The organism is Variovorax sp. GrIS 2.14 (assembly GCF_046115955.1).
GTDB lineage: Bacteria > Pseudomonadota > Gammaproteobacteria > Burkholderiales > Burkholderiaceae_C > Variovorax.
Window position 1 is genome coordinate 198,412 of sequence record NZ_JBJXIA010000008.1, and the last position, 18,459, is coordinate 216,870.

Here is an 18,459-nt window from a genome sequence, read left to right on the forward strand (position 1 = left end):
GACTTCGATGACAAAAAACCCTGCAGCCGACATCGCAATGAGTGACGGAGCCGATGCTGTCGCCGCCACAGCAACCGCCGAAAGCACCCATGTCACCGTCCGCACCGCCGTGCTGGACTTGCTCCGCGCGTTCCACATGACCACGATGTTCGGTAACCCGGGCTCTACGGAGCTGGGCCTGTTCCGCAACTTCCCCTCAGACTTTCGCTACGTGCTGGGCCTGCAGGAAGCCGTTGTCGTGGGCATGGCCGATGGTTATGCGCAGGCCACGCGAAACGCCAGCTTCGTCAACCTGCATTCGGCGGCCGGCGTCGGTCATGCGATGGGCAACATCTTTACCGCGTACAAAAACCAGACGCCGATGGTGATCACCGCCGGCCAGCAGGCAAGGTCGATCCTGCCATTCGACCCCTTCCTTTTCTCCGGTCAGGCGACCGAGCTGCCCAAGCCCTATGTCAAGTGGAGCGTGGAACCGGCGCGCGCCCAAGACGTGCCGCTGGCGATGGCCCGCGCGTACTACATTGCCATGCAGGAGCCGCGCGGTCCGGTGCTGGTATCGATTCCCGCCGATGACTGGGACTGCCTGACCGAGCCGGTGTTGCCCCGCGTGGTGAGCACCGAGTCCCGTCCCGAACCGATGGTGCTCGGTCTCATCGGCGATGCACTGGACGCGAGCCGACGCCCTGCTTTTGTCGTGGGCACCGCGGTCGACCGCTGCCAGGCCTGGGATGCGGTAGTGGCGCTGGCCGAGCGGCATAACGCCAGCGTGTGGGTGGCGCCGATGTCGGGCCGCTGCGGCTTCCCGGAAGACCATCGCCTGTTCGCCGGCTTTCTGCCCGCCATGCGCGAGAAGATCGTGCAGTTGCTCGGCGGTCACGACTACATCTTCGCGGTCGGTGCGCCTGCCTTCATCTATCACGTGGAAGGCCACGGCCCGCACGTGCCCGCCGGCGCCACGCTGGGTCAGTTGATCGACGACCCGACGATGGCGGCATGGACTCCGGTCGGCACCACGGCGGTTGGAAATATCCGGCTCGGCGTACAGGACTTGCTTGAGCGCCCCCTCGCCCCGCAACTCGCGCGACGCGCCCTCCCCGCGCCACGTGCCGCCCGACCGCTGGCGACACCACCGCAGGAAGGCGAACTGATGTCCGTCGCCTATGTCCTGCAGACCCTCGCCGGCCTCCGTGCACGCGACAGCATCGTGGTCGAGGAAGCGCCCACGGCGCGTTCGGTCATGCACGCGTACCTGCCGATGCTGGAAAGCGGCGGCTTCTACACGATGGTCAGCGGCGGGCTGGGCCACAGCATGCCGGCCGCCGTGGGCGTGGCGCTGGCCGAGGCGCAGGCGAACAGCGGGCGCAAGGTGATCGGCCTGATCGGCGACGGCTCCAGCATGTACTCGATTCAGGCCTTGTGGAGCGCAGCACAACTGAACCTGCCCATCACCTTCGTGATCCTGAAAAACCGCCGCTACGCCGCTTTGCAGGATTTCGCGCCGGTGTTCGGTTTCGAGCCCGGGGAAGCACTACAAGGAACCGACTTGCCCGGCATGGATTTCGTCGCGCTGGCGAGGGGTCAGGGATGCGATGCGGTGACGGTACGCGATGCCGGCCAGCTCGCCGAGGTGCTGCGAGCAGCGCTGTCCGGGGCCCGGCCCACGCTGGTCGAAGTCGACGTGGCCTAGCGCCTACCGTGGCGGCTACCGCCGACGACTAACGCCGCTTGGGCACCGACACGGTGAAGGTCACGCGGGTCCCGTCGTGGCTGTACTCCAGCTTGCCGCCATGCCCCTTCGCGATTTCGCTCGCGATGTACAGCCCCAGCCCGAGACCGCCGGGGTTCCGCACGTTGCGGATGGAGCGCGGCTTGAACGGATCGAATAGCGTGCTGATCGACGTCTCCTCGATCGGCGGCGCCATGTTGGCGACGCGGAGCACCACCATCGTGTCTTCGTCGGCCAAACGAACCCAGATCGACTCTCCAGCCACGCCGTGGTTGCGCGCGTTGCTGATCAGGTTGTTGACCACCTGCGACATGCGATCGGCATCAAAATCGGCATGCAGGAACGGCGGCAGCTCAGTGAATATCGCGACCTCCGGATGCGCAAGATGCGCATCCTCGACCAGGCCGCGAACGAGCGCCGACACATCGCCCGGCACGCAGTTGAGTCCGAGCCCCAGTCCGGCCCGCAAGCGGCTCATCTCGAACACTTCACCGATCAGCCGCTGCATGCGGCCGATGGACGTAGAGATGCGTTTGCCATAGCCCGCGTGCCGATCGGGACTGCCCTGTTCCAGCATCAACCCCATCATGCTGATGGTCTGCAGCGGATCACGCAGGTCGTGTCCGAGCACCGCAAGCAATTGCGCCCGCGCCATTTCCATGCGCGCGGCGCGTGCCGCACCGGCGCGCGCCAGCGACTCCATGAGGTCGTGCGCGATGACGCGGTCGGCGTCGTCCCAAGCCACGGAAGTGCCTTCGACCGTCTGCCGCCATTCAGCCAGCGAGCCTTGTGGCGTAAGACGTGCGCCGAGCGGGCCGATACGTTCGAGCTTGGCCGGAATGCCGCTCCACACGATGGTTTCGATTTGTTCGCGTCGCAGTAGAACGATCCAGCCGCGGTTCACCCGGTCGATGCACAGCGCCATGAATCCGCAGAACGGTTGCAGTGCCAGACGCAGCGCTTCGGGCAGCTTGGCGGATTCGTGCAGCGCGATCAGGTCCTGCTCTGCGGTGTCGAGCCAGTGCAGCAGTTGGGCTGCGCTTTCCTTGGGCAGCGCGTCGCACGACATCAGTCCGCCATAGCTGCACAAGGTGGCGTCAAACGACATCACGCTGCCGAGCGCGTCGGTCATGTCCGGAAAGGCGGTCGCGAAGTCGTCGCTGCCAAGCAAGAGTTCGGTCAGATTTTTGCGAACCTCGACTGCGGCCAGCCGTCGCTTGGCGGCCAGCCGTTCGACCGCGCTTTGCACCGAGGACGACAGCACGTGCGACAGTACATCGCACGTCATGCGCACCGCATACGGCACGCGGTGTGCCACGCCGTGATGACAGGCGATCAAGCCCCAAAGCCGTCCATTCACCACGATAGACAAGCTCATCGAGGCACCGACCTGAATGTTCTTCAGGTACTCGATGTGGATCGGCGAGACGCTGCGCAAGACCGAGTAACTCAGATCGAGGGCGCGATCGGTCGGATCGTGCGCATCGATGGGCACCTGCTCGTCGTGCACGTCGGCAATCAAGCGCAGCGGATTGCGCACGTACAGCGCGCGCGCCTGCACTGGAATGTCGGAGGCCGGAAAGCGGCGACCCAGAAACGGCTCGAGCGCCGGGACGCGCACTTCTTCCACAACCTCGCCGCTGTCGTCCTGATGAAAGCGATAGGCCATCACGCGGTCGAAGCCGGTGAGCTTGCGCACCGTTTCGACCGCTTCCGAAAGCATGGTGGAGATGTCGCGCCGACTGCGCATCTGACCCATGCTGCGATGGGCCAGCAATGCGAATGCGGCAAGATCCTGGTCGCGTGCCGCACGCTGTTCGAGCTCCACGATCACGCGGCCGTCGTAGGTGTGGAGCACGACGTCGAAGACGCGCTCTTCAGATGCCAATTCCATGGTGAGCGGCGCGCTCTCCCGTCCGGTCTCGGCGTCTCGCAGTGCGGCAGCTATCGCAGCCCAGAAGGCGGCTTCGGAATCAGGAAACGTGATCGGCAAACCCTGGCCAGGCTTCGGCAGGCTGGTGATTACGTTGCCTGCATTGCGGCTCGCATGGGTGAGTCGGCCCCGCAGATCGAATGCAATGAGCGCCCCGTGCGGCTGGATGTGCCCCGGCACATGGATCGGCTCGCGATGGCAGTTGTCCAGGTCGATGGTCGAGAGATCGACCACCACCCGCGTCACGACACCTCTAACGACGCCGGACAGAGCGCTCGGGAAAAGTGAGTCGGACCGCAGCCGTAGCGACGTGCCCGCCTGCGGGGCAATGAGAGCGGGTGACGAGCAGTTAACATTTGGAGTGAGGGTACTCTCATTTGCTTACTGACGAACCTGCCGTCGCGCACGCCGTATGCACGCAGCCGGAATAACTAGGCCGCCCCGCTTTCGACGATGCGCACGTAATCAAGAAAAGCGTCGAGTTCCGTCGACTTGTCGAACACCGCATCGGCTCCGAGCGCCGCGCAACGCGCACGAAGATTCGGCGTGGCGTAATTGCTCAGCACCACCACCCGCTGCAGCGGACTGCGCTCGCGAATAGCGCCCAAAACCGCGAGGCCGTTGCCCTCTGCAAGAAACAGATCGACGACAGCCAGATCCCAGGCGTCGCGGTTGGCCTGCAACCAGCGATTGGATTCGAGTGCCCCATTCGAAAAGCTGACGACCTCGATGGCGGCCAGCTCGACCAGGGTTTCGATCAGGTTGGTCCTGATCAAAGGATTGTCCTCGACAATGAAAACGCGAAGCGCCATCTGATTTTTATGGTCCCGCAGGATGGTTGCAACGCTCGCCGCCCGGGTGGGCGACAAGCCCTGATTTTCAGCTTCAGGCGACGCCCGACGCTGTCGGACTGCGCGCCGTTCAGACCAGCGCACTTTGCAGCGCGCTCACGGCCGCGAGCGTGAGCCCGATGGCGTTTTCTATCTGCGTTGACGATAGACGCTGTCGGGATTGGCTGGTCGATCTCGCGATGCCCAGGATGGATGCGGATGGTGCTGCGCTTCGACAAGGCACGGGTCGCCCACGTTGCCTATCCCTGCGGCAATCAGTCGGTCATCGAGCCGTCGAAAGCAAGTCACTGCATGACGGGAGCGGGACTCGAAGTGACTCAGACGCCTTCGATGATCCGAATGTCGCGCTCGGCGCCATCGCCCAGTGCTGCCAGCGCCTCCTGATAGGCCGCACTGTCATGCGCAGCCATCGCCTGCGCGACGCTGTCGAACTCGATCAGCACGGTGCGCGTCATCAGGCCGTGTTCGTAGACCTTGGCCGGGTCGCCGCGCGCCAGGAAGCGGGCGCCGTTGGCGGTGAGCGCGGGGCCGGCCAGCTTGGCATAGGCGGCCAGCTTGTCGGAATCTGTGACCGCGCGGTAGGTGCTTACCCAATAGGCTTTCGGCATGGTGTTCTTGTGTCCTTGTTTTCAGAGCAATTAGAACCCGCGACTGTGCCGCGGGTCTTGGAGCGCGGCAAGTCCCGCCGCGACTTGACGTTCACTTCTTGCAGTCGCCACCGGCCGAGACGGAGCCATCCTTGCACTCCGTCAGGATGACATCTTTCTTGGCCCGCGGAACCACAGCGGGAGTGCCGGATGTTGCGCTGGCCGAACCGCTCATAGTCGATGAGGACGGCGCATCCATCTGCTGGTACACGATCGACTTGGCGCCCATCTCGCAACTCCCGACCACCTTGCCACGTGTGCCGGAAGCGGCGCTTGCGTCCGCTATGGTCACGGCGAAATTGGCCACGCCGGACGCTGCGATCTTGGCTTCGATCTGCGAGCGCAATGCATCACAGTTGCCGGCGGCGCTCGCGGTGCCGACCGTACCGGCCGCAGCGGCAAACGCGAGGACCAGTGGAATCAACGGGAATTTCATCATCGGTGCTTGCCTCGAAAAGGAGTGCATAGGCGAAACAGTCTAGCGCTCAGACCGAAAGCGGCCTGCACTTGCAAGTGCTCGCGCCGAAGGCGCTGTCGATGTCGATCTCGGCGTCTTGCCTCCGTGGTTGAATTCGCGAGATGCCGAACGCTCAGCACCACCGCTCACCCTGCCCACACGCAAGCACGCCATGTTGATCATCGATGCGCCGACGGCGCAGCAGGCGTTGCCCTTTCCCACATTGATCGCGGCGTTACGTCGCATGTTTCTCACAGGCTGCGAGGTACCGCGGCGCCATGTCCACCAGGTGGCGGCGATCGCACCCGAGCGACCGTCGGGCGTCACTTCGCTGCTCATGCCGGCATGGAACGCGCGCTACTACGGCGTCAAGATCGTCAACATCGCGGCGGGCAATGCAGCGCTTGGATTGGCCGGGCTTCACTCCAGCTACCTGCTGCACGACGCGACGACAGGCGTGCCCCTGGCATTGATCGATGGCGATGCAATCACCGCACGGCGCACGGCAGCCGCCTCCGCCCTCGCGGCCTCCTGGCTGGCGCGTGATGACGCACGGCATCTGCTGGTGGTCGGTGCGGGAAAGGTCGCTCGCCTACTTCCCGAAGCATATCGCGCGGTGCGTGCCATCGATCGCGTCAGCGTCTGGGCGCGGTCGCCGTTGCAAGCAACGACGCTGGTTCAAGAGCTTTGCGGTGAAGGCATGGACGCGGCGGTATCGACCGACCTCGCCGCATCCGCCGCCGAAGCCGATATCGTGAGTTGCGCCACACTGGCCACGTCGCCGGTGGTGTTCGGCCAGTGGCTCGCAGCCGGCAGTCATCTGGATCTGATCGGCGGCTTCACCCCGGCGATGCGCGAGGCCGACGATGCCTGTTTCATGGGCGCGAGCCTCTTCGTGGACACCGAAGAGGCGCTGCAAAAAAGCGGCGACTTGCTGGGTCCGATAGAACGCGGCGTGTTCGAGGCGACCGACGTCAAGGCCACGCTGGCGCAACTGATGGCGGGCGAAAGATCGGGCCGGAGCAATGCATCGGAGCGAACCGTGTTCAAGTCTGTGGGCACAGCACTCGAGGACCTCGCTGCAGCGGTGCTGGTCTACGAATCGCAACGCGCGTAGTTGCCCAAGTGCCAGCCGGTGCTGCCACTTCGCCAGCGAACGCCGCATAACGCTACACCTCTTCCGCTTCCGCTTGACTCGTCCTTTCCAGACACTGGAAGCATGACTTCCAGCCGCTACCCCACCACCCTCTACCTCAGCGCCCCCGAGATGATCCGGCTCGTGCAGCGCAAGGGCTTGTCGGCCTGCATCGCAGGTATCGCCGCCCGCATCGAGCGCGAATTCTTGCGCTGGAACGACTTCGACAAGAGCGCACGCGTAGCAGCTTATTCGGATGTCGGCGTCATAGAGCTGATGCCCATCGCCTACGCTTCGCAGTTCGCCTTCAAGTACGTGAACGGGCACCCGACCAATCATCGCCACGGCCTGCCAACCGTGATGGCCTTCGGCGTGCTGGCTGACGTCGCGACCGGCGCACCGCGCCTGCTGTCGGAGCTGACCCTCACCACCGCGATCCGCACGGCCGCGATGTCGACCGTCGCCGCACGCGCACTCGCCCGCCCGCAAAGCCGCGTGATGGCGCTCATCGGCAACGGCGCGCAAAGCGAGTTCCAGGCGATCGCGTTTCGCGACCTAGTCGGTATTCGCGAGCTGCGGCTGTTCGACATCGACGCTGCGGCCAGCGCCAGGCTCGCGAACAACCTCGTGGGCCAGAGGCTTCAAGTACGCATCTGCGGCAGCACAGCCGACGCAGTGCGTGGCGCCGACATCGTGACCACGGTCACTGCAGACAAGGCCAACGCGGCCATCCTCACGCCCGACATGATCGAGCCGGGCATGCACATCAACGCCGTCGGTGGCGATTGCCCCGGCAAGACGGAACTCGACCATCGCGTGCTCGACAACGCATCGGTGTTCGTCGAGTTCGAGCCGCAGTCGCGCATCGAAGGCGAGATCCAGCAGATGCCTGCGGACTTCGCGGTGACCGAGTTGTGGCGGGTGCTGGCGGGCCAGCGCCCAGGGCGCGCCAGCACGCCTGAAGTGACGGTGTTCGACTCGGTCGGCTTCGCACTGGAGGACTTCGCGGCGTTGCAGTACCTGCGCGAAGTCGCGACTGAATTCGGCATGGGCGAAGTCATCGAGTTGGTGCCGCAACCGGTCGATCCGAAGAACCTGTTCGGGCTGCTGCACGCAACAAACGAATCGATCGACGATTTCGAGTTGGTCGACACGCATTTGCAACCGGTGTGCTGATGGGCGCGCTGGAACCCGAGAAGGATCTGGTTCCGCTCGAGGTCGGCATCCCGGGTAAAGTGACTGCGCCCACGCAGGAACTGGCCAACGCCATCTGCAGCAACGCGCGCATCGCGGTGCGTGTCCGAAGCCGTATTCCCCGGCAGATTAAAAGCCTGCGCCGCGCGTGAGTCCGAGTGCCGCATAGTGCGCAGCGGACCGGACGCCCACGGACACTCAGCCCACTCGCAGCCCGGCGGCTTTCACCCCCGCAATGCAGATACTTTCATCCTCGTCGCCGGTCCCGCCACTGGCGCCGACGGCACCCAGCGTTGCGCCATTGGCATCCAGAATCAGTACGGCACCGGTCTGCGGCAAAAAGCGACCGTCGGCCGTCGCGGCAAGCGCCACGAAAAAGTTCGGATTGCCTTTGGCACGTTCATGCAGCACGCGGCTTGAACTTCCCATCCCCACCGAGCCCCAAGCCTTTGCCCGGGCCACATCAAACCGGAACATGCTTGCGCCGTCTTCGCGAGCGAAGGCGGTCAAATTACCGCCCTCGTCCAGGACAGCAATGCCCATGGGCTTGTAGCCCATTTGCCGGGCATGCGACAGGGCAGCCTCGATGATCTGATTGGCGTGAACGAGTGTCAGAGATGTCATTGCAACGGGACGGTAGATCGTGAAGAGCCGGATGCTCGGGGCTGCCAAGTTTGCCAGCGTTGCGCGCCGGCGCTCAAGGTCCCCCTGGGCGCAACATCAGCAGGTGCTGCAAGTGCACTGCGGGCCAACACAAGAACGGCTGCAGTGACAACAGATTTGAAGAGGGTTGTAGTGACCGAAAAGCTTGTGCCGCGTTATTCAGGGAGCAGGCCGATTTCTGCGACCACCTGACCGAGTCGTTTGTGCTCTTCCAGAAGATAGGCCTGGAACTGTTTCGGCGAGCCGCCTGGCGTTGCGATAGGACCGACGGTGAGCATCCGCTCGGCCAGCGCCGGATCCGAAAGCAACTTGTTGACCTCGGCATTCAGACGCGACGCAACGGCAGTCGGTGTGCCCGCCGGCGCGACGATGGCCATCCACCCAGTCATGTCGATGCCCGGGAGAAACTCTGCCACCGTGGGCACTTGGTCCCAGCCGGCGATCCGCTTCGCAGAGGTGACTGCCAGCAGTCGCATGCGACCTTCCCGCACGAACTGAGAACTGGAGGCCAGGTCCGCAACGGCCACGTCGGCATGGCCCCCAACGATGTCCGTCAGCGCGACACTCACCGAGCTGTAGCCCACCAGATTGGCCTGCGCCTTGCCGCGCGCGTTGATCAGGCGCGCAATCATGCCGCCAAAGGTGCGGGGCCCTTCGTTGGCAATCGACACCTTGCCCGGCTCTCGCGCGCTGCGCGCAAGCAGGTCCGGAAATGATTTGATGGGCGACTCCGCCCTGACCAGAATTGCAAATGGGCTGTTGGCTACGAAGGCGATCGGATCGAAATCTTTCAGTGGGTCATAAGGCAGGCTCTTGAAGAGGTAGCTGTTCGTGACGAGCGCGGCGGTTGTTGCGAAGTACAGCGTGTAGCCATCGGCCGGCGCCCGAGTCACGGTCTGCGCCCCAATGATGTTCTGGCCGCCGGGTTTGTTTTCGATGATGACCGGTTGTCCCAGGCTGCGGGCCAGTCCGTCGCCCAACATGCGCGCGATGTTGTCCGGCCCCGACCCGGCCGGCTGCGACAAAACCAGCCTGATGGGCTTGGTGGGCCATTTGTCTTCCGCACTGGCGGAAAGGCACCAGCCAGAGGCAGCCAAAGCGGCGGCAGCCAGACTGCCGACCTGGAAATTTCTTCTGTTCATCTTTTTGTCTCCGTTGTAGTTCGAGGAAGGGGGGTCCACTGCAGCCAAGACGCCAGCGTCTGCAGCATCGCGATCAGGTCGACTTGGTCGGCAGCCACCCCGTACACATAGCGGTCGGGACGCACCAGGGCTGCCTTGCAGTTATGACGCTGGAACCAGGCCGCCGCGATACCTTCTGTCTCCTGCAACGATTCACCCAGGCGCAGGATAGAAAGCGCAGGCAGGGAAAAGTCCGCAGTCGCTGGCAGGCCGCCATCGAAGTCGCTGGCCAGCACAAGCCACCAGCCGTCGCCAGCCACACTGTCAAAGCGAACGCGGTCCCCATCGTGCGCAATCCAGGGCTGCGGGAAGATGGTGCCGTTCGCTGCATGCGGGTCGGGCGAAAGAAGGCCGACCTCGAGTCGGGGAATGACGTCCTGACGCGGTGTATCGCGCACTACGCCGCCGCACTCGGCCAGCATCCGTGCATCCCGCTCGATCGCCTTCGCTTCGTCGCGTTCGCCGATCACGGATCCGATCTCCTTGATCCGTGCTGTGAGATCGCGCACGTGCCGCTGGCGCTCGATGCCATAGCTGTCGAGCAGAGTGTCGGCCGCTGCACCACGCACCTCGCCCCTGATCACGCTGGACAGCTTCCACGCGAGATTCGAAACATCGCGGATACCCTGGCACATCCCCTGGCCGAGGAAAGGCGGCTGCTGGTGCGCTGCGTCGCCGGCAATGAAGACGCGTCCCTCGCGCCACCGCTCGGCCACCAGGGCATGAAAACGATAGCTTGCCTGCCGCCACAGTTCGCCATCGCTCGGTTCGAGCCAGCGCGCCAGCAGCTTCCAGGTTTCTGCGGGCTCTATCACCTTGCGCGGATCTTCGCCCTCGTTCAGCGAGATCTCCCACCGCCTGTGATTGCCCGGTCCGATCACCAAGGTGCAGGGCCGGACGGGCTCGCAATATTGAACACTTGTCGTAGGCAGCTTGGCGAGCCCTCCAGCGTTGGCAAGCAGGTCGACCACCAGCCAGGCCTCATCGAACGCCAGATCCTCCAGCTGGATGCCAACCAGATCGCGTACCGTGCTGGAAGCGCCGTCACATCCGATGACGTAGCGGGATCGCACCTCGGATTGCGCGCCTGTGTCGTCACGCAACGTCAGGCGAACGCATTCTTCGTTCTGTTCGATGCCGAGCAGCGCCATCCCCAACTCGACGTGACCGTGCACGGACTGTTGAACATGCTCGCGCAGCAGCGCCTCGACGGGTGGTTGCGTGAACACATTCGATGGTGTGTAGCCCAGAGGGAATGGCGGCTCGACCATCGTGAGCCGCTTGATGAGCTGACCGTTGGCTCCGAAGTATTCAGAGGGCGTGAACGGCTCGACGTGGCGCAAGACTTTATCGACCACGCCCAATTGTTGAAACACGCGCAGCACTTCATGGTCGATGGCGATCGCACGTGGTTTGTCGTAGATCTCCCGCTGACGGTCGCATACATAGACGTTCAGGCCCATGCCTGTCAGCAATCCGGCAGCCACGGCGCCGGACGGGCCGAAGCCGACCACCGCGACGTCGTAGAGCATGTCGCGTTGCGGTTGAGAGCGCATCGCGTCAGTCCTCCGCGCGGATCGGATTGACGAGCGTGCCAATGCGCTCGATCTCGACTTCGAAGCTGTCGCCCGCCTTCATCCAGACCGGCGGGGTGCGCGCCTGGCCCACGCCGGCGGGGGTGCCCATCACGATCACATCACCGGGCTCGAGCGTAAGAACGTCGCTCAGCAGCGCGATGGTCTCGGCCACGCCCCAGATCATGTCGCTCGTGTTCGCGCTCTGCATGACTTCCCCGTTCAGCCGACCCTGAATCTTCAGGCCGGTCGCGGCGTATGGCAGTTCGTCGGCCGTGACCAAGACGGGACCAAAACCACCCGAAGCATCGAAGTTCTTGCCGATGGTCCATTGCGGCGTGCGTTTCTGATAATCACGAACAGACATGTCGTTGAAACACGTGTAGCCGAAAACGTACCCGGGCGCGTCGTCCTGGGACACATGGCGCGGCACGCGGCGGCCGATCACCAGTGCTATTTCGGCTTCGTAGTCGAACTTGACCGACACCCTGGGCGCGATGCCCGCCGCGCCGTGCGCAAGCAGCGAGGTCGCGCCACGAAAGAAGAACCACGGGTACTCCGGCTTTTCGCGGCCCCCCTCCTTTGCGTGGTCGAAATAGTTCAGCCCCAGGCAGATGATCTTTCCCGGCTCCGGAACCAACGGCGCGAGCATCAGGCTCGACATCGGCAGTCGTGGCGCGCTCGAGGCCAGCGCCGCATCGGCAGCCGCAGCCAGATCAACTCCCTGTGCCAGCGCGGCACGCAGACTTGGCGGGACCTGTGTCTGCGCCGCGTGCAAGTCGATGACACTGTCTCCGTCCAAGAGACCAAGCCGCGTCTGTCCGCCCTGAAGAAAGGTGGTGAATTTCATGAATGCTCCAAAGCTCAGGAAGGAATGAAAAAGACTTGCCGCTGTGCGTCTTTCAGGCGCGACGAAGGCGGTTGCGAGATACCCCACTGGTCCACGCGGCCAGCCGGCCACTTCCAGTCGTCCGGCCCGCCGGCCTTGTAGCTGTCGTCGATCTGTTGAACGTCGGCCGTGTACTCGATGACCTCGCCGAACGGACCAATGAAATAGTTGAAGGCGTTGTCGCCAGGCCCGTGGCGGCCTGGTCCCCACTCGATTTCGTGGCCTGCATCGCGCATTCGGCCACCGCCGCGCATCACCGATTCGAGATCGGGCATGACGAAGGCGATGTGGTTGAGTGCGTCGTTGTCGGTATCACCCAGAGCGACGCTGTGGTGATCGGCATTGCAATTGAGAAATGCCATGATCCGCGTGCGATCGGCCAACCGAAATCCCAATGCCTGCTCGAAGAAGTCTTGCGTTGCCGCGACGTCATGGCTGTTGAGCACAACATGCGCAAGGCGCAGGGGCCGGTCCCTGGCTGCGTATGCGTCCCGGTGCGTTTCATCCCCATGAACCACCTGTAAAAGACGGCCGTGAGGATCGCGCACCGTGACGACCTCTCCCTGACCAGGTTCGGAATTAGACGCAAGAGGCGTGTGAATACTGCCACCTGCCCGCAGCGATGCCTCAGCCACGGCCTGCAATGCCGATCGATCACGAGCACGCAAGGTCACATGGCGGATTTCACAGGCTTCGGCGCCGAGGTGCAGGGAAAGCAAGTGATGGTCTGCACCGGTGCCACGCAGGTAAATCGCGCCTGCGGTGCGTGCGACCACGTCCAGGTTCCACACGCGGGTGTAGAAATCTTCGGCACGCGCGAGGTCCGGCACATTGAGCGCAACGCTGCGCAACCCGGCGATCCAAGGCGAACTCATGGCGATTCCTTTGCACCGGCAGCCACCGGAAATGCTCGACTCAGGAAGCGCCGCGCATTGCCGGTCGTCAACTGTTCGCGTACGGCCGCAGACAGACCGGTGGCATCGATCTGCGCGATGGGCGCGCGTTCATGGAAATTGAATGGATAGTCGGTCCCGACCATGAGCTGGGTGCCGCCGAAGGTCGCGACGAGATGCGCCAGCGTGGGTGGATCGAACACGACCGTGTCGAAGAAAAGCCGCCTTGCTTGTTCGACAGGCGACTGCGGCACTTGCTCTTGAAGGGCGGGGAATACGCCCCATCCCTTCTGCAGGCGCGGTAGAAGCAGCGCAAGCGTTCCGCCGCCGTGGCTGAAGGCGATGCGCAGTTTCGGATGGCGTGTCAACAGATTGCCGGTGATCACGGAAGCGGCGGCAAGCCCTACATCGGTGGGGTACGCCAGCACCTGTTGCAGGGGTGCAGGGCCGACGAGTCTGTCCATCCCGGTGGGCTTGAGCGCATGCACAAAAACAGCCGCGTCCAGAGCCTCGCACGCTTCGAAAAAGGGGTCGAAACGCGCGTCGCCGATTGGCGTGCCGTTGACGTTGCTACCGATTTCCACGCCAGCGAAGCACAGCGTTTCGGTGACATACCTCAGTTCGGCAATGGCAAGGTCGATGCTTTGCAACGGCACCGCGCCCATTCCAATCAGCGCACCGCCGCCTTCCGCCACCATCATCGCGATCTGCTCATTGAGAAACCGCACAAGCTGATGCGCATCAGCGGCTTCCATCCAGTAAGACAAGAGCTCAGGCATCGGCGAAATCGCTTGATGCGACAAACCCATGTCTGGCAGATCAGAAAGCCGACGCGTCACGCTCCAGCATTTTTCCGAGATCGTGCGGTAATTTTTTCCTGCAATCATCACGTGCCGGTGACACAGGCCTCCGGCATCCGGCGCTGCAGCGGTCGACGGCCACTGAGCCGGAAGCTTGTTGCCGACATACGCGGGAAGGCGCTCGGGCACCACATGTGCGTGCACATCGATGCCACACGCGCAGCGATAGCGATGGGCGTTCTCAGCCACGTGCCGCCTGACAAACCAGTCTGCTCATTTTTGTCTCCTACGCCCGTGTGTGTTCTTCGCCAGGGCTTTGTTGAACCAGAGTCTAGGGATTCGCTTGATATCAACAAAGCGGATTTTGTGTATACATACAATCCACGCCATGGATATTCGACGTGTCGATCTCAACCTGCTGGTTGCTTTTCATTCCATGTTGGAGCACCGCAGCGTCACGCAGTCAGCGGAGGCCATTGGACTGAGCCAGCCAGCGATGAGCGCCGCGCTGGCTCGCCTTCGCATCCTGTTCAACGATGCGCTGTTTGTGCGAACGGGCTCAGGCATGCAACCGACATCGCGCGCCGCCGAATTGGAAGGCGCTGTGCGCCGGGTGATCGACACCGTAAAGGCTGAGATCCTGCCAGCGCCATCCTTCGAGCCCCGCCGGGACAGCAAGGTCTTTACGCTGGTGACGCCAGACATCGCCGAGGTCCATTTCCTGCCGAAGATCCTTGCCTGTTTGGTGAAAGAGGCGCCCCATTGCGATGTGCGCACGCTCTCCATGCCAAGACAGGCAGCCGCCGCGGCATTGGAAGTGGGAGCCGCAGAGCTGGCAATCGGCTATTTGCCGGACTTACAAAAGGCTGGCTTCTTCTTGCAAAAGCTATTTCGCAATGACTATGTGTGCATCGTGCGTGGCGACCATCCCCTCGTTGGCGAAAAGATTTCTTTGAAAACTTACCTTGCTGCGTCCCATGCGGTGGTGAGTCCAGATGGGCGCGAGCATTTGCTCGATCAATTTCTGAGTCGCCGAAATCTGAAACGTCGGGTCTTGGTGGGCCTCTCGCATTTCATGAGTTTGCTGCCGATCATCGAATCCTCCGATCTGATCGCCACGGTCCCACGCGACCTTGCGAATATTTGTGCACAGCACGCCAACATTCGCATCGTCGATCCACCGTTTAAAGCCCCCGTTGTCGAAGTCCATCAGTTCTGGCACCGGCGCTATCACCAGGATGCGGCCAACGTCTGGCTGCGTGCCCAAGTGCTTCGACTCTTTCGGGGATGAGGCTGTTCTTTCACTGCGGCCCGACCGCGGGTTGGCGCCTCGACATTTGCATATCAGCGCAATCGCTTCCATGCGGGCTCGCGGCTTGATGAACTTGGCTAAGACGGCCGGCGGTCGAAATCAAAGTTCTTTTAGTGCACCGCCAGGCTCGCGCTGTGATGACGAGTTTGCGTAGTCGACCCGTCTATGAATTTGCACACGTTCAGCGGTGCCGGTCCGGAAGGCTGATGATCGAATCGTGGTCGCGCGCTCAAGCGACGCAGCGCCACTGGCGCAAGGCGCAAGCAAACACCTCGAAGTACCGCATTTGATAGTTGCGCCCTTGGCCAACTCTTGCGCGACGACGTCGTTGCCTCATCAACCTCCGATCGCGCCCATCAATGCCGCGACCTTCAATGCGACGTGCCCGTCGCAAAACGCACCGCATCACGCCCCGATGCCTTGGCCGCGTAGCAGGCTGCGTCGGCAGCATCCATCCATCCCGCAAGCGATTGGTGCGTTGCATTCAGTTCGGCAATGCCCAGACTCGCGCCCACTTGCAGGACGCCCTGCCCCCATGGAAGCCGAACGTCGCGGACTGCGCCGCGCACAGCCTCTGCGATGCGCAGAGCGTCTTCATGCGAGCACCCGTCCAGCAGCAGCGCGAACTCATCTCCTCCGATGCGCGCGACCAGATCGCCGGAACGCACCTGACCGGATATGGCCTTCGCCACCGTCAGCAGCATCAGGTCACCCATCAGATGCCCAGCGGTGTCGTTTACAGGTTTGAAGCGGTCCAGATCGATGAACACCATGGACGCCGGCTGGGACGACTGAAAGGTGTCTATCAAGCGACTGGCGCGCGATTCAAATGCTTTGCGGTTGGCCAGTCCGGTCAGGGGATCATGTGTTGCCGCCCATTCCAGGAGCTCACGCGAAGCGCGCAACTCTTCGACATCACTGAACGTCCAGACCGTGCCACCCGATGTGTTGCGAATATCTACCGGACTGCATCGCAATGCCGCCCAGAAACTGCTGCCGTCACGCCGGCGCATCTGCCACTCGCCCCCATAGGCCTCCCCCGAAACGAAAGCTGCATCCTGCTGGATCAGGAATGCCTCGAAGTCCGCGTGTGCCCAGAAACGAGCGGCCAGGTCCTCGACCAGCAGGTCATGTTCCGTGCCCGCAAAGAGCCGGCAGAACTCCTTGTTCAGCAACTCGAACTTCAGGCCCTGCGCAAAGGCGATGCCCATGGGCGCCGCCGACATGACCGAGGTGAGCTGACCCATGGTCCGCGCCTTCTCGCGCTCCAGCCGTGTCCGGTCGATCCCCACTCGCCGAAGGACCTTGCTCAGATTGGCAATCTCGCCGCTGGCCCGCGGCCATCCGGTCTCCGGCGGATAGGCTGCGTCGAACATGTGCCGCGCACGATCCTCCAAAAGAGCCAGCGGCCTGAGCAGCCACCACAGGGTGCCCAGCACCAGCGGCAGGAGAACCAGAACCAGTGCGGCGGCGGTAGACAGCGCCCGGACACGGGCGGCGTGGAGGGGCGCCAGCAGATCCGCTTCGCTTCGCACCCGCCAGATCATCCAATCAGGGCCCGGCACGCCCGCTGCGCTGACGACCTCACGCGGTTGATCCAGCGCCAGTCCGGTCGGCTCCACGGGCGCACCCTTGGCTTGCCATGAAGCAAAGGCAACGGCCAGGCGGGGTTCCTCGGACAGAGGCTGCAACAGCCGCGCGCGATTGGGGTGTGCAAGGATCTGCCCCAGCGCGTCGGTCACCACCACCATCGCCGTGGCGTCCTCGCTCTGAGAGTCCACCAACCCCTCCAGCAGGTCACGGTTGTCCAGGCGCATCGCGCCACCGAGCACAGCGAAAACCCCCTGTTCATCGCGCACGGGTTGCGCAAAGACAATCACCGGCGCGCCGCTGAGCTTGCCCGGAAGTGCCTGCGAAATCACGCTTCGAACCTGCATCAGAGTTTGCTGAAAGTAAGGGCGCTGCGAGAGATTGACTGTGGGTCGGCTGGTGCCGGTCGCATCCATCGAAATCCGAACGCTGCCATCCGGTGCTGCCACGAAGACATTGGAGAACAACTGCTGGAGTACGGACTGGCTCAAGGCAAAGCGGTGCAGCGCTTCGGTATCGTCCAACGCCAGCCGTTCCAGCCGGCTCGACGCGGACCCGAGCGCGCGTTGAAGGGCAACCACGTGACCGGACAGGCGAGATGCCGTGCTGGCGGCTTCATCGATTTCGCGCCGGCGCTCAGCTGACAACGTATGGGTCTCCGCGCTTTGCAGGAAGACCAGCGTGATGAGCGTCACGCTCATCACCATGACAACCATGCCGCCCAGCAGCAGGCGAACTTTGAGGAAGCCGAGCCAACGCAAGGCAACCGACCCAGCCTGTTTGATCCCGATTTCCGATCGCATACCCTAAGTGTGACGGCTCAAGCCGGGAAAGCGCGTGAAGTCGTACACGGTCACCGTATAAAGGTGCGCCATCCCTCGCTCAGACGGCCGCAGCTGACGTCATGCTGAATCGTTTGACTGAAAAAGAGGTCAACAGTGATTGCTGTGGGCGCAGGTTGAGATGCGTACCCTGCGATCGCCCGTCTCAGTGGCTGCGGATGTCGATGCGCTGCCGAGGCGCCTGCACTCCACCCCACACTTCGCAACAGGGCTCCGCCGTCTTCATTGTTAAAGACCTTGTGCCGGCGCCCCGCCAGGTGCTCGGCTCCTGTCATTGTTGGTCGACACCAGCACGCGCAGCATGCGCATGAACTCTTTGCGATCGGCCTTGGGCAGCGGCTCGAGCATGCGCACTTGCGCCCGCAACATCGAGGGAACCACCGCGACGAGCACCTCCCGGCCCTCGTCGGTCAGGGTGAGCAGACGCACCCGTTTGTCTGTCGGCGAGGCATTGCGAAGAACCAGCACGCGGGATTCAAGCCGGTCAATGACGCTGGCAATCGTCGAGGTGTCGAACCCGATGGTCCTCGCCAGCGTCCGCTGGTCGATGCCGGGACTGTTTGCGATTCCCTGCAAAGCGGAGTACTGGACCGGCGTCAGGCCATGCGGCTCAGTCTCCTGCAGGAAGACCGACACCGCAATCTGTTGCAGCCGCCGGATGTAGTGACCTGGCAAGGTTTCAAGATCGAGGGGCGAGGTGCTTGCTTTCGCTTTCATGTCGTCCTGGTTGGTCGAGGGTGAACCCTGATGTCTACAACTGTTTTTATCACTA

At 63.1% G+C, this 18,459-nt stretch carries 17 protein-coding genes; 5 read left to right on the plus strand and 12 right to left on the minus strand.

The window, feature by feature from the left end; translation table 11 throughout:
* Positions 1-37: 37 nt before the first annotated feature.
* Entirely contained in the window at positions 38-1,687 is a 1,650-nt protein-coding gene (gene mdlC, locus RCH10_RS15245) for a benzoylformate decarboxylase (RefSeq protein ID WP_409053080.1), read from the plus strand.
* Positions 1,688-1,715: 28 nt separating this feature from the next.
* On the opposite strand, the gene RCH10_RS15250 is transcribed toward mdlC, so the two are convergent.
* From RCH10_RS15250 to RCH10_RS15265, 4 genes are all read right to left on the minus strand, one after another.
* Complete coding sequence (locus RCH10_RS15250) at positions 1,716-3,905, minus strand: ATP-binding protein (protein ID WP_409053026.1); 2,190 nt, start codon at positions 3,903-3,905, stop codon at positions 1,716-1,718.
* 185 nt (positions 3,906-4,090) lie between these two features.
* Complete coding sequence (locus RCH10_RS15255; RefSeq protein WP_323501589.1) at positions 4,091-4,471, minus strand: response regulator; 381 nt, start codon at positions 4,469-4,471, stop codon at positions 4,091-4,093.
* Positions 4,472-4,827: 356 nt separating this feature from the next.
* The gene (locus RCH10_RS15260; RefSeq protein ID WP_409053027.1) at positions 4,828-5,118 is read right to left on the minus strand and encodes a DUF1330 domain-containing protein; all 291 of its coding nucleotides are present in this window, start codon (positions 5,116-5,118) and stop codon (positions 4,828-4,830) included.
* A gap of 91 nt (positions 5,119-5,209) precedes the next feature.
* Positions 5,210-5,596, minus strand: a complete 387-nt coding sequence (locus RCH10_RS15265) for a DUF1161 domain-containing protein (RefSeq protein WP_409053028.1) — start codon at positions 5,594-5,596, stop codon at positions 5,210-5,212.
* A 190-nt stretch (positions 5,597-5,786) separates the two neighbouring features.
* Here RCH10_RS15265 and RCH10_RS15270 point away from each other — a divergent pair, with 190 nt between their 5' ends.
* The 3 genes from RCH10_RS15270 to RCH10_RS15280 all read left to right on the plus strand — a co-directional run bounded on the left by RCH10_RS15270 (position 5,787) and on the right by RCH10_RS15280 (position 8,095).
* On the plus strand, positions 5,787-6,731 hold the full coding sequence (locus tag RCH10_RS15270) for an ornithine cyclodeaminase family protein (RefSeq protein WP_409053029.1): 945 nt from the start codon (positions 5,787-5,789) through the stop codon (positions 6,729-6,731).
* A gap of 102 nt (positions 6,732-6,833) precedes the next feature.
* Positions 6,834-7,925 (plus strand): ornithine cyclodeaminase, encoded by a 1,092-nt coding sequence (locus RCH10_RS15275; RefSeq protein WP_409053030.1) that lies wholly within the window; start codon positions 6,834-6,836, stop codon positions 7,923-7,925.
* Positions 7,925-8,095, plus strand: a complete 171-nt coding sequence (locus tag RCH10_RS15280) for a hypothetical protein (protein ID WP_323498231.1) — start codon at positions 7,925-7,927, stop codon at positions 8,093-8,095. Before RCH10_RS15275 ends, RCH10_RS15280 begins: the two co-directional genes overlap by 1 nt.
* A 46-nt stretch (positions 8,096-8,141) precedes the next feature.
* On the opposite strand, the gene RCH10_RS15285 is transcribed toward RCH10_RS15280, so the two are convergent.
* The 6 genes from RCH10_RS15285 to RCH10_RS15310 form a co-directional block, all read right to left on the minus strand.
* Positions 8,142-8,567 (minus strand): heme-binding protein, encoded by a 426-nt coding sequence (locus RCH10_RS15285; RefSeq protein ID WP_323498230.1) that lies wholly within the window; start codon positions 8,565-8,567, stop codon positions 8,142-8,144.
* 194 nt (positions 8,568-8,761) lie between these two features.
* The gene (locus RCH10_RS15290; protein ID WP_409053031.1) at positions 8,762-9,748 is read right to left on the minus strand and encodes a Bug family tripartite tricarboxylate transporter substrate binding protein; all 987 of its coding nucleotides are present in this window, start codon (positions 9,746-9,748) and stop codon (positions 8,762-8,764) included.
* Positions 9,745-11,343: a bifunctional 3-(3-hydroxy-phenyl)propionate/3-hydroxycinnamic acid hydroxylase gene (locus tag RCH10_RS15295; RefSeq protein WP_409053032.1), complete on the minus strand. Its 1,599-nt coding sequence runs from the start codon at positions 11,341-11,343 to the stop codon at positions 9,745-9,747. The genes RCH10_RS15290 and RCH10_RS15295 overlap by 4 nt, the downstream gene beginning before the upstream one ends.
* A 4-nt stretch (positions 11,344-11,347) precedes the next feature.
* Entirely contained in the window at positions 11,348-12,211 is an 864-nt protein-coding gene (locus tag RCH10_RS15300) for a fumarylacetoacetate hydrolase family protein (protein ID WP_409053081.1), read from the minus strand.
* Between the two features lie 14 nt (positions 12,212-12,225).
* Entirely contained in the window at positions 12,226-13,125 is a 900-nt protein-coding gene (locus RCH10_RS15305; RefSeq protein WP_409053033.1) for a VOC family protein, read from the minus strand.
* Positions 13,122-14,192, minus strand: coding sequence for an amidohydrolase family protein (locus RCH10_RS15310; protein ID WP_409053034.1), 1,071 nt, complete (start codon positions 14,190-14,192; stop codon positions 13,122-13,124). Before RCH10_RS15310 ends, RCH10_RS15305 begins: the two co-directional genes overlap by 4 nt.
* Before the next feature lie 139 nt (positions 14,193-14,331).
* Here RCH10_RS15310 and RCH10_RS15315 point away from each other — a divergent pair, with 139 nt between their 5' ends.
* Positions 14,332-15,234, plus strand: a complete 903-nt coding sequence (locus RCH10_RS15315) for a LysR family transcriptional regulator (RefSeq protein ID WP_409053035.1) — start codon at positions 14,332-14,334, stop codon at positions 15,232-15,234.
* Between the two features lie 392 nt (positions 15,235-15,626).
* Here RCH10_RS15315 and RCH10_RS15320 read toward each other — a convergent pair whose 3' ends face one another.
* On the minus strand, positions 15,627-17,648 hold the full coding sequence (locus RCH10_RS15320; protein WP_409053036.1) for a diguanylate cyclase domain-containing protein: 2,022 nt from the start codon (positions 17,646-17,648) through the stop codon (positions 15,627-15,629).
* A 267-nt stretch (positions 17,649-17,915) separates the two neighbouring features.
* On the minus strand, positions 17,916-18,404 hold the full coding sequence (locus RCH10_RS15325) for a MarR family winged helix-turn-helix transcriptional regulator (protein WP_409053037.1): 489 nt from the start codon (positions 18,402-18,404) through the stop codon (positions 17,916-17,918).
* Between the last annotated feature and the right edge of the window lie 55 nt (positions 18,405-18,459).

What these genes read in the sequence shown, in the direction of transcription:
- mdlC (WP_409053080.1), top strand. Translation starts at nt 38, where the DNA reads ATGAGTGACGGAGCCGATGCTGTCGCCGCCACAGCAACCGCCGAAAGC.
- RCH10_RS15255 (WP_323501589.1), bottom strand. Translation starts at nt 4,471, where the DNA reads ATGGCGCTTCGCGTTTTCATTGTCGAGGACAATCCTTTGATCAGGACC.
- RCH10_RS15260 (WP_409053027.1), bottom strand. Translation starts at nt 5,118, where the DNA reads ATGCCGAAAGCCTATTGGGTAAGCACCTACCGCGCGGTCACAGATTCC.
- RCH10_RS15265 (WP_409053028.1), bottom strand. Translation starts at nt 5,596, where the DNA reads ATGATGAAATTCCCGTTGATTCCACTGGTCCTCGCGTTTGCCGCTGCG.
- RCH10_RS15270 (WP_409053029.1), top strand. Translation starts at nt 5,787, where the DNA reads ATGTTGATCATCGATGCGCCGACGGCGCAGCAGGCGTTGCCCTTTCCC.
- RCH10_RS15275 (WP_409053030.1), top strand. Translation starts at nt 6,834, where the DNA reads ATGACTTCCAGCCGCTACCCCACCACCCTCTACCTCAGCGCCCCCGAG.
- RCH10_RS15280 (WP_323498231.1), top strand. Translation starts at nt 7,925, where the DNA reads ATGGGCGCGCTGGAACCCGAGAAGGATCTGGTTCCGCTCGAGGTCGGC.
- RCH10_RS15285 (WP_323498230.1), bottom strand. Translation starts at nt 8,567, where the DNA reads ATGACATCTCTGACACTCGTTCACGCCAATCAGATCATCGAGGCTGCC.
- RCH10_RS15290 (WP_409053031.1), bottom strand. Translation starts at nt 9,748, where the DNA reads ATGAACAGAAGAAATTTCCAGGTCGGCAGTCTGGCTGCCGCCGCTTTG.
- RCH10_RS15295 (WP_409053032.1), bottom strand. Translation starts at nt 11,343, where the DNA reads ATGCGCTCTCAACCGCAACGCGACATGCTCTACGACGTCGCGGTGGTC.
- RCH10_RS15300 (WP_409053081.1), bottom strand. Translation starts at nt 12,211, where the DNA reads ATGAAATTCACCACCTTTCTTCAGGGCGGACAGACGCGGCTTGGTCTC.
- RCH10_RS15305 (WP_409053033.1), bottom strand. Translation starts at nt 13,125, where the DNA reads ATGAGTTCGCCTTGGATCGCCGGGTTGCGCAGCGTTGCGCTCAATGTG.
- RCH10_RS15315 (WP_409053035.1), top strand. Translation starts at nt 14,332, where the DNA reads ATGGATATTCGACGTGTCGATCTCAACCTGCTGGTTGCTTTTCATTCC.
- RCH10_RS15320 (WP_409053036.1), bottom strand. Translation starts at nt 17,648, where the DNA reads ATGCGATCGGAAATCGGGATCAAACAGGCTGGGTCGGTTGCCTTGCGT.
- RCH10_RS15325 (WP_409053037.1), bottom strand. Translation starts at nt 18,404, where the DNA reads ATGAAAGCGAAAGCAAGCACCTCGCCCCTCGATCTTGAAACCTTGCCA.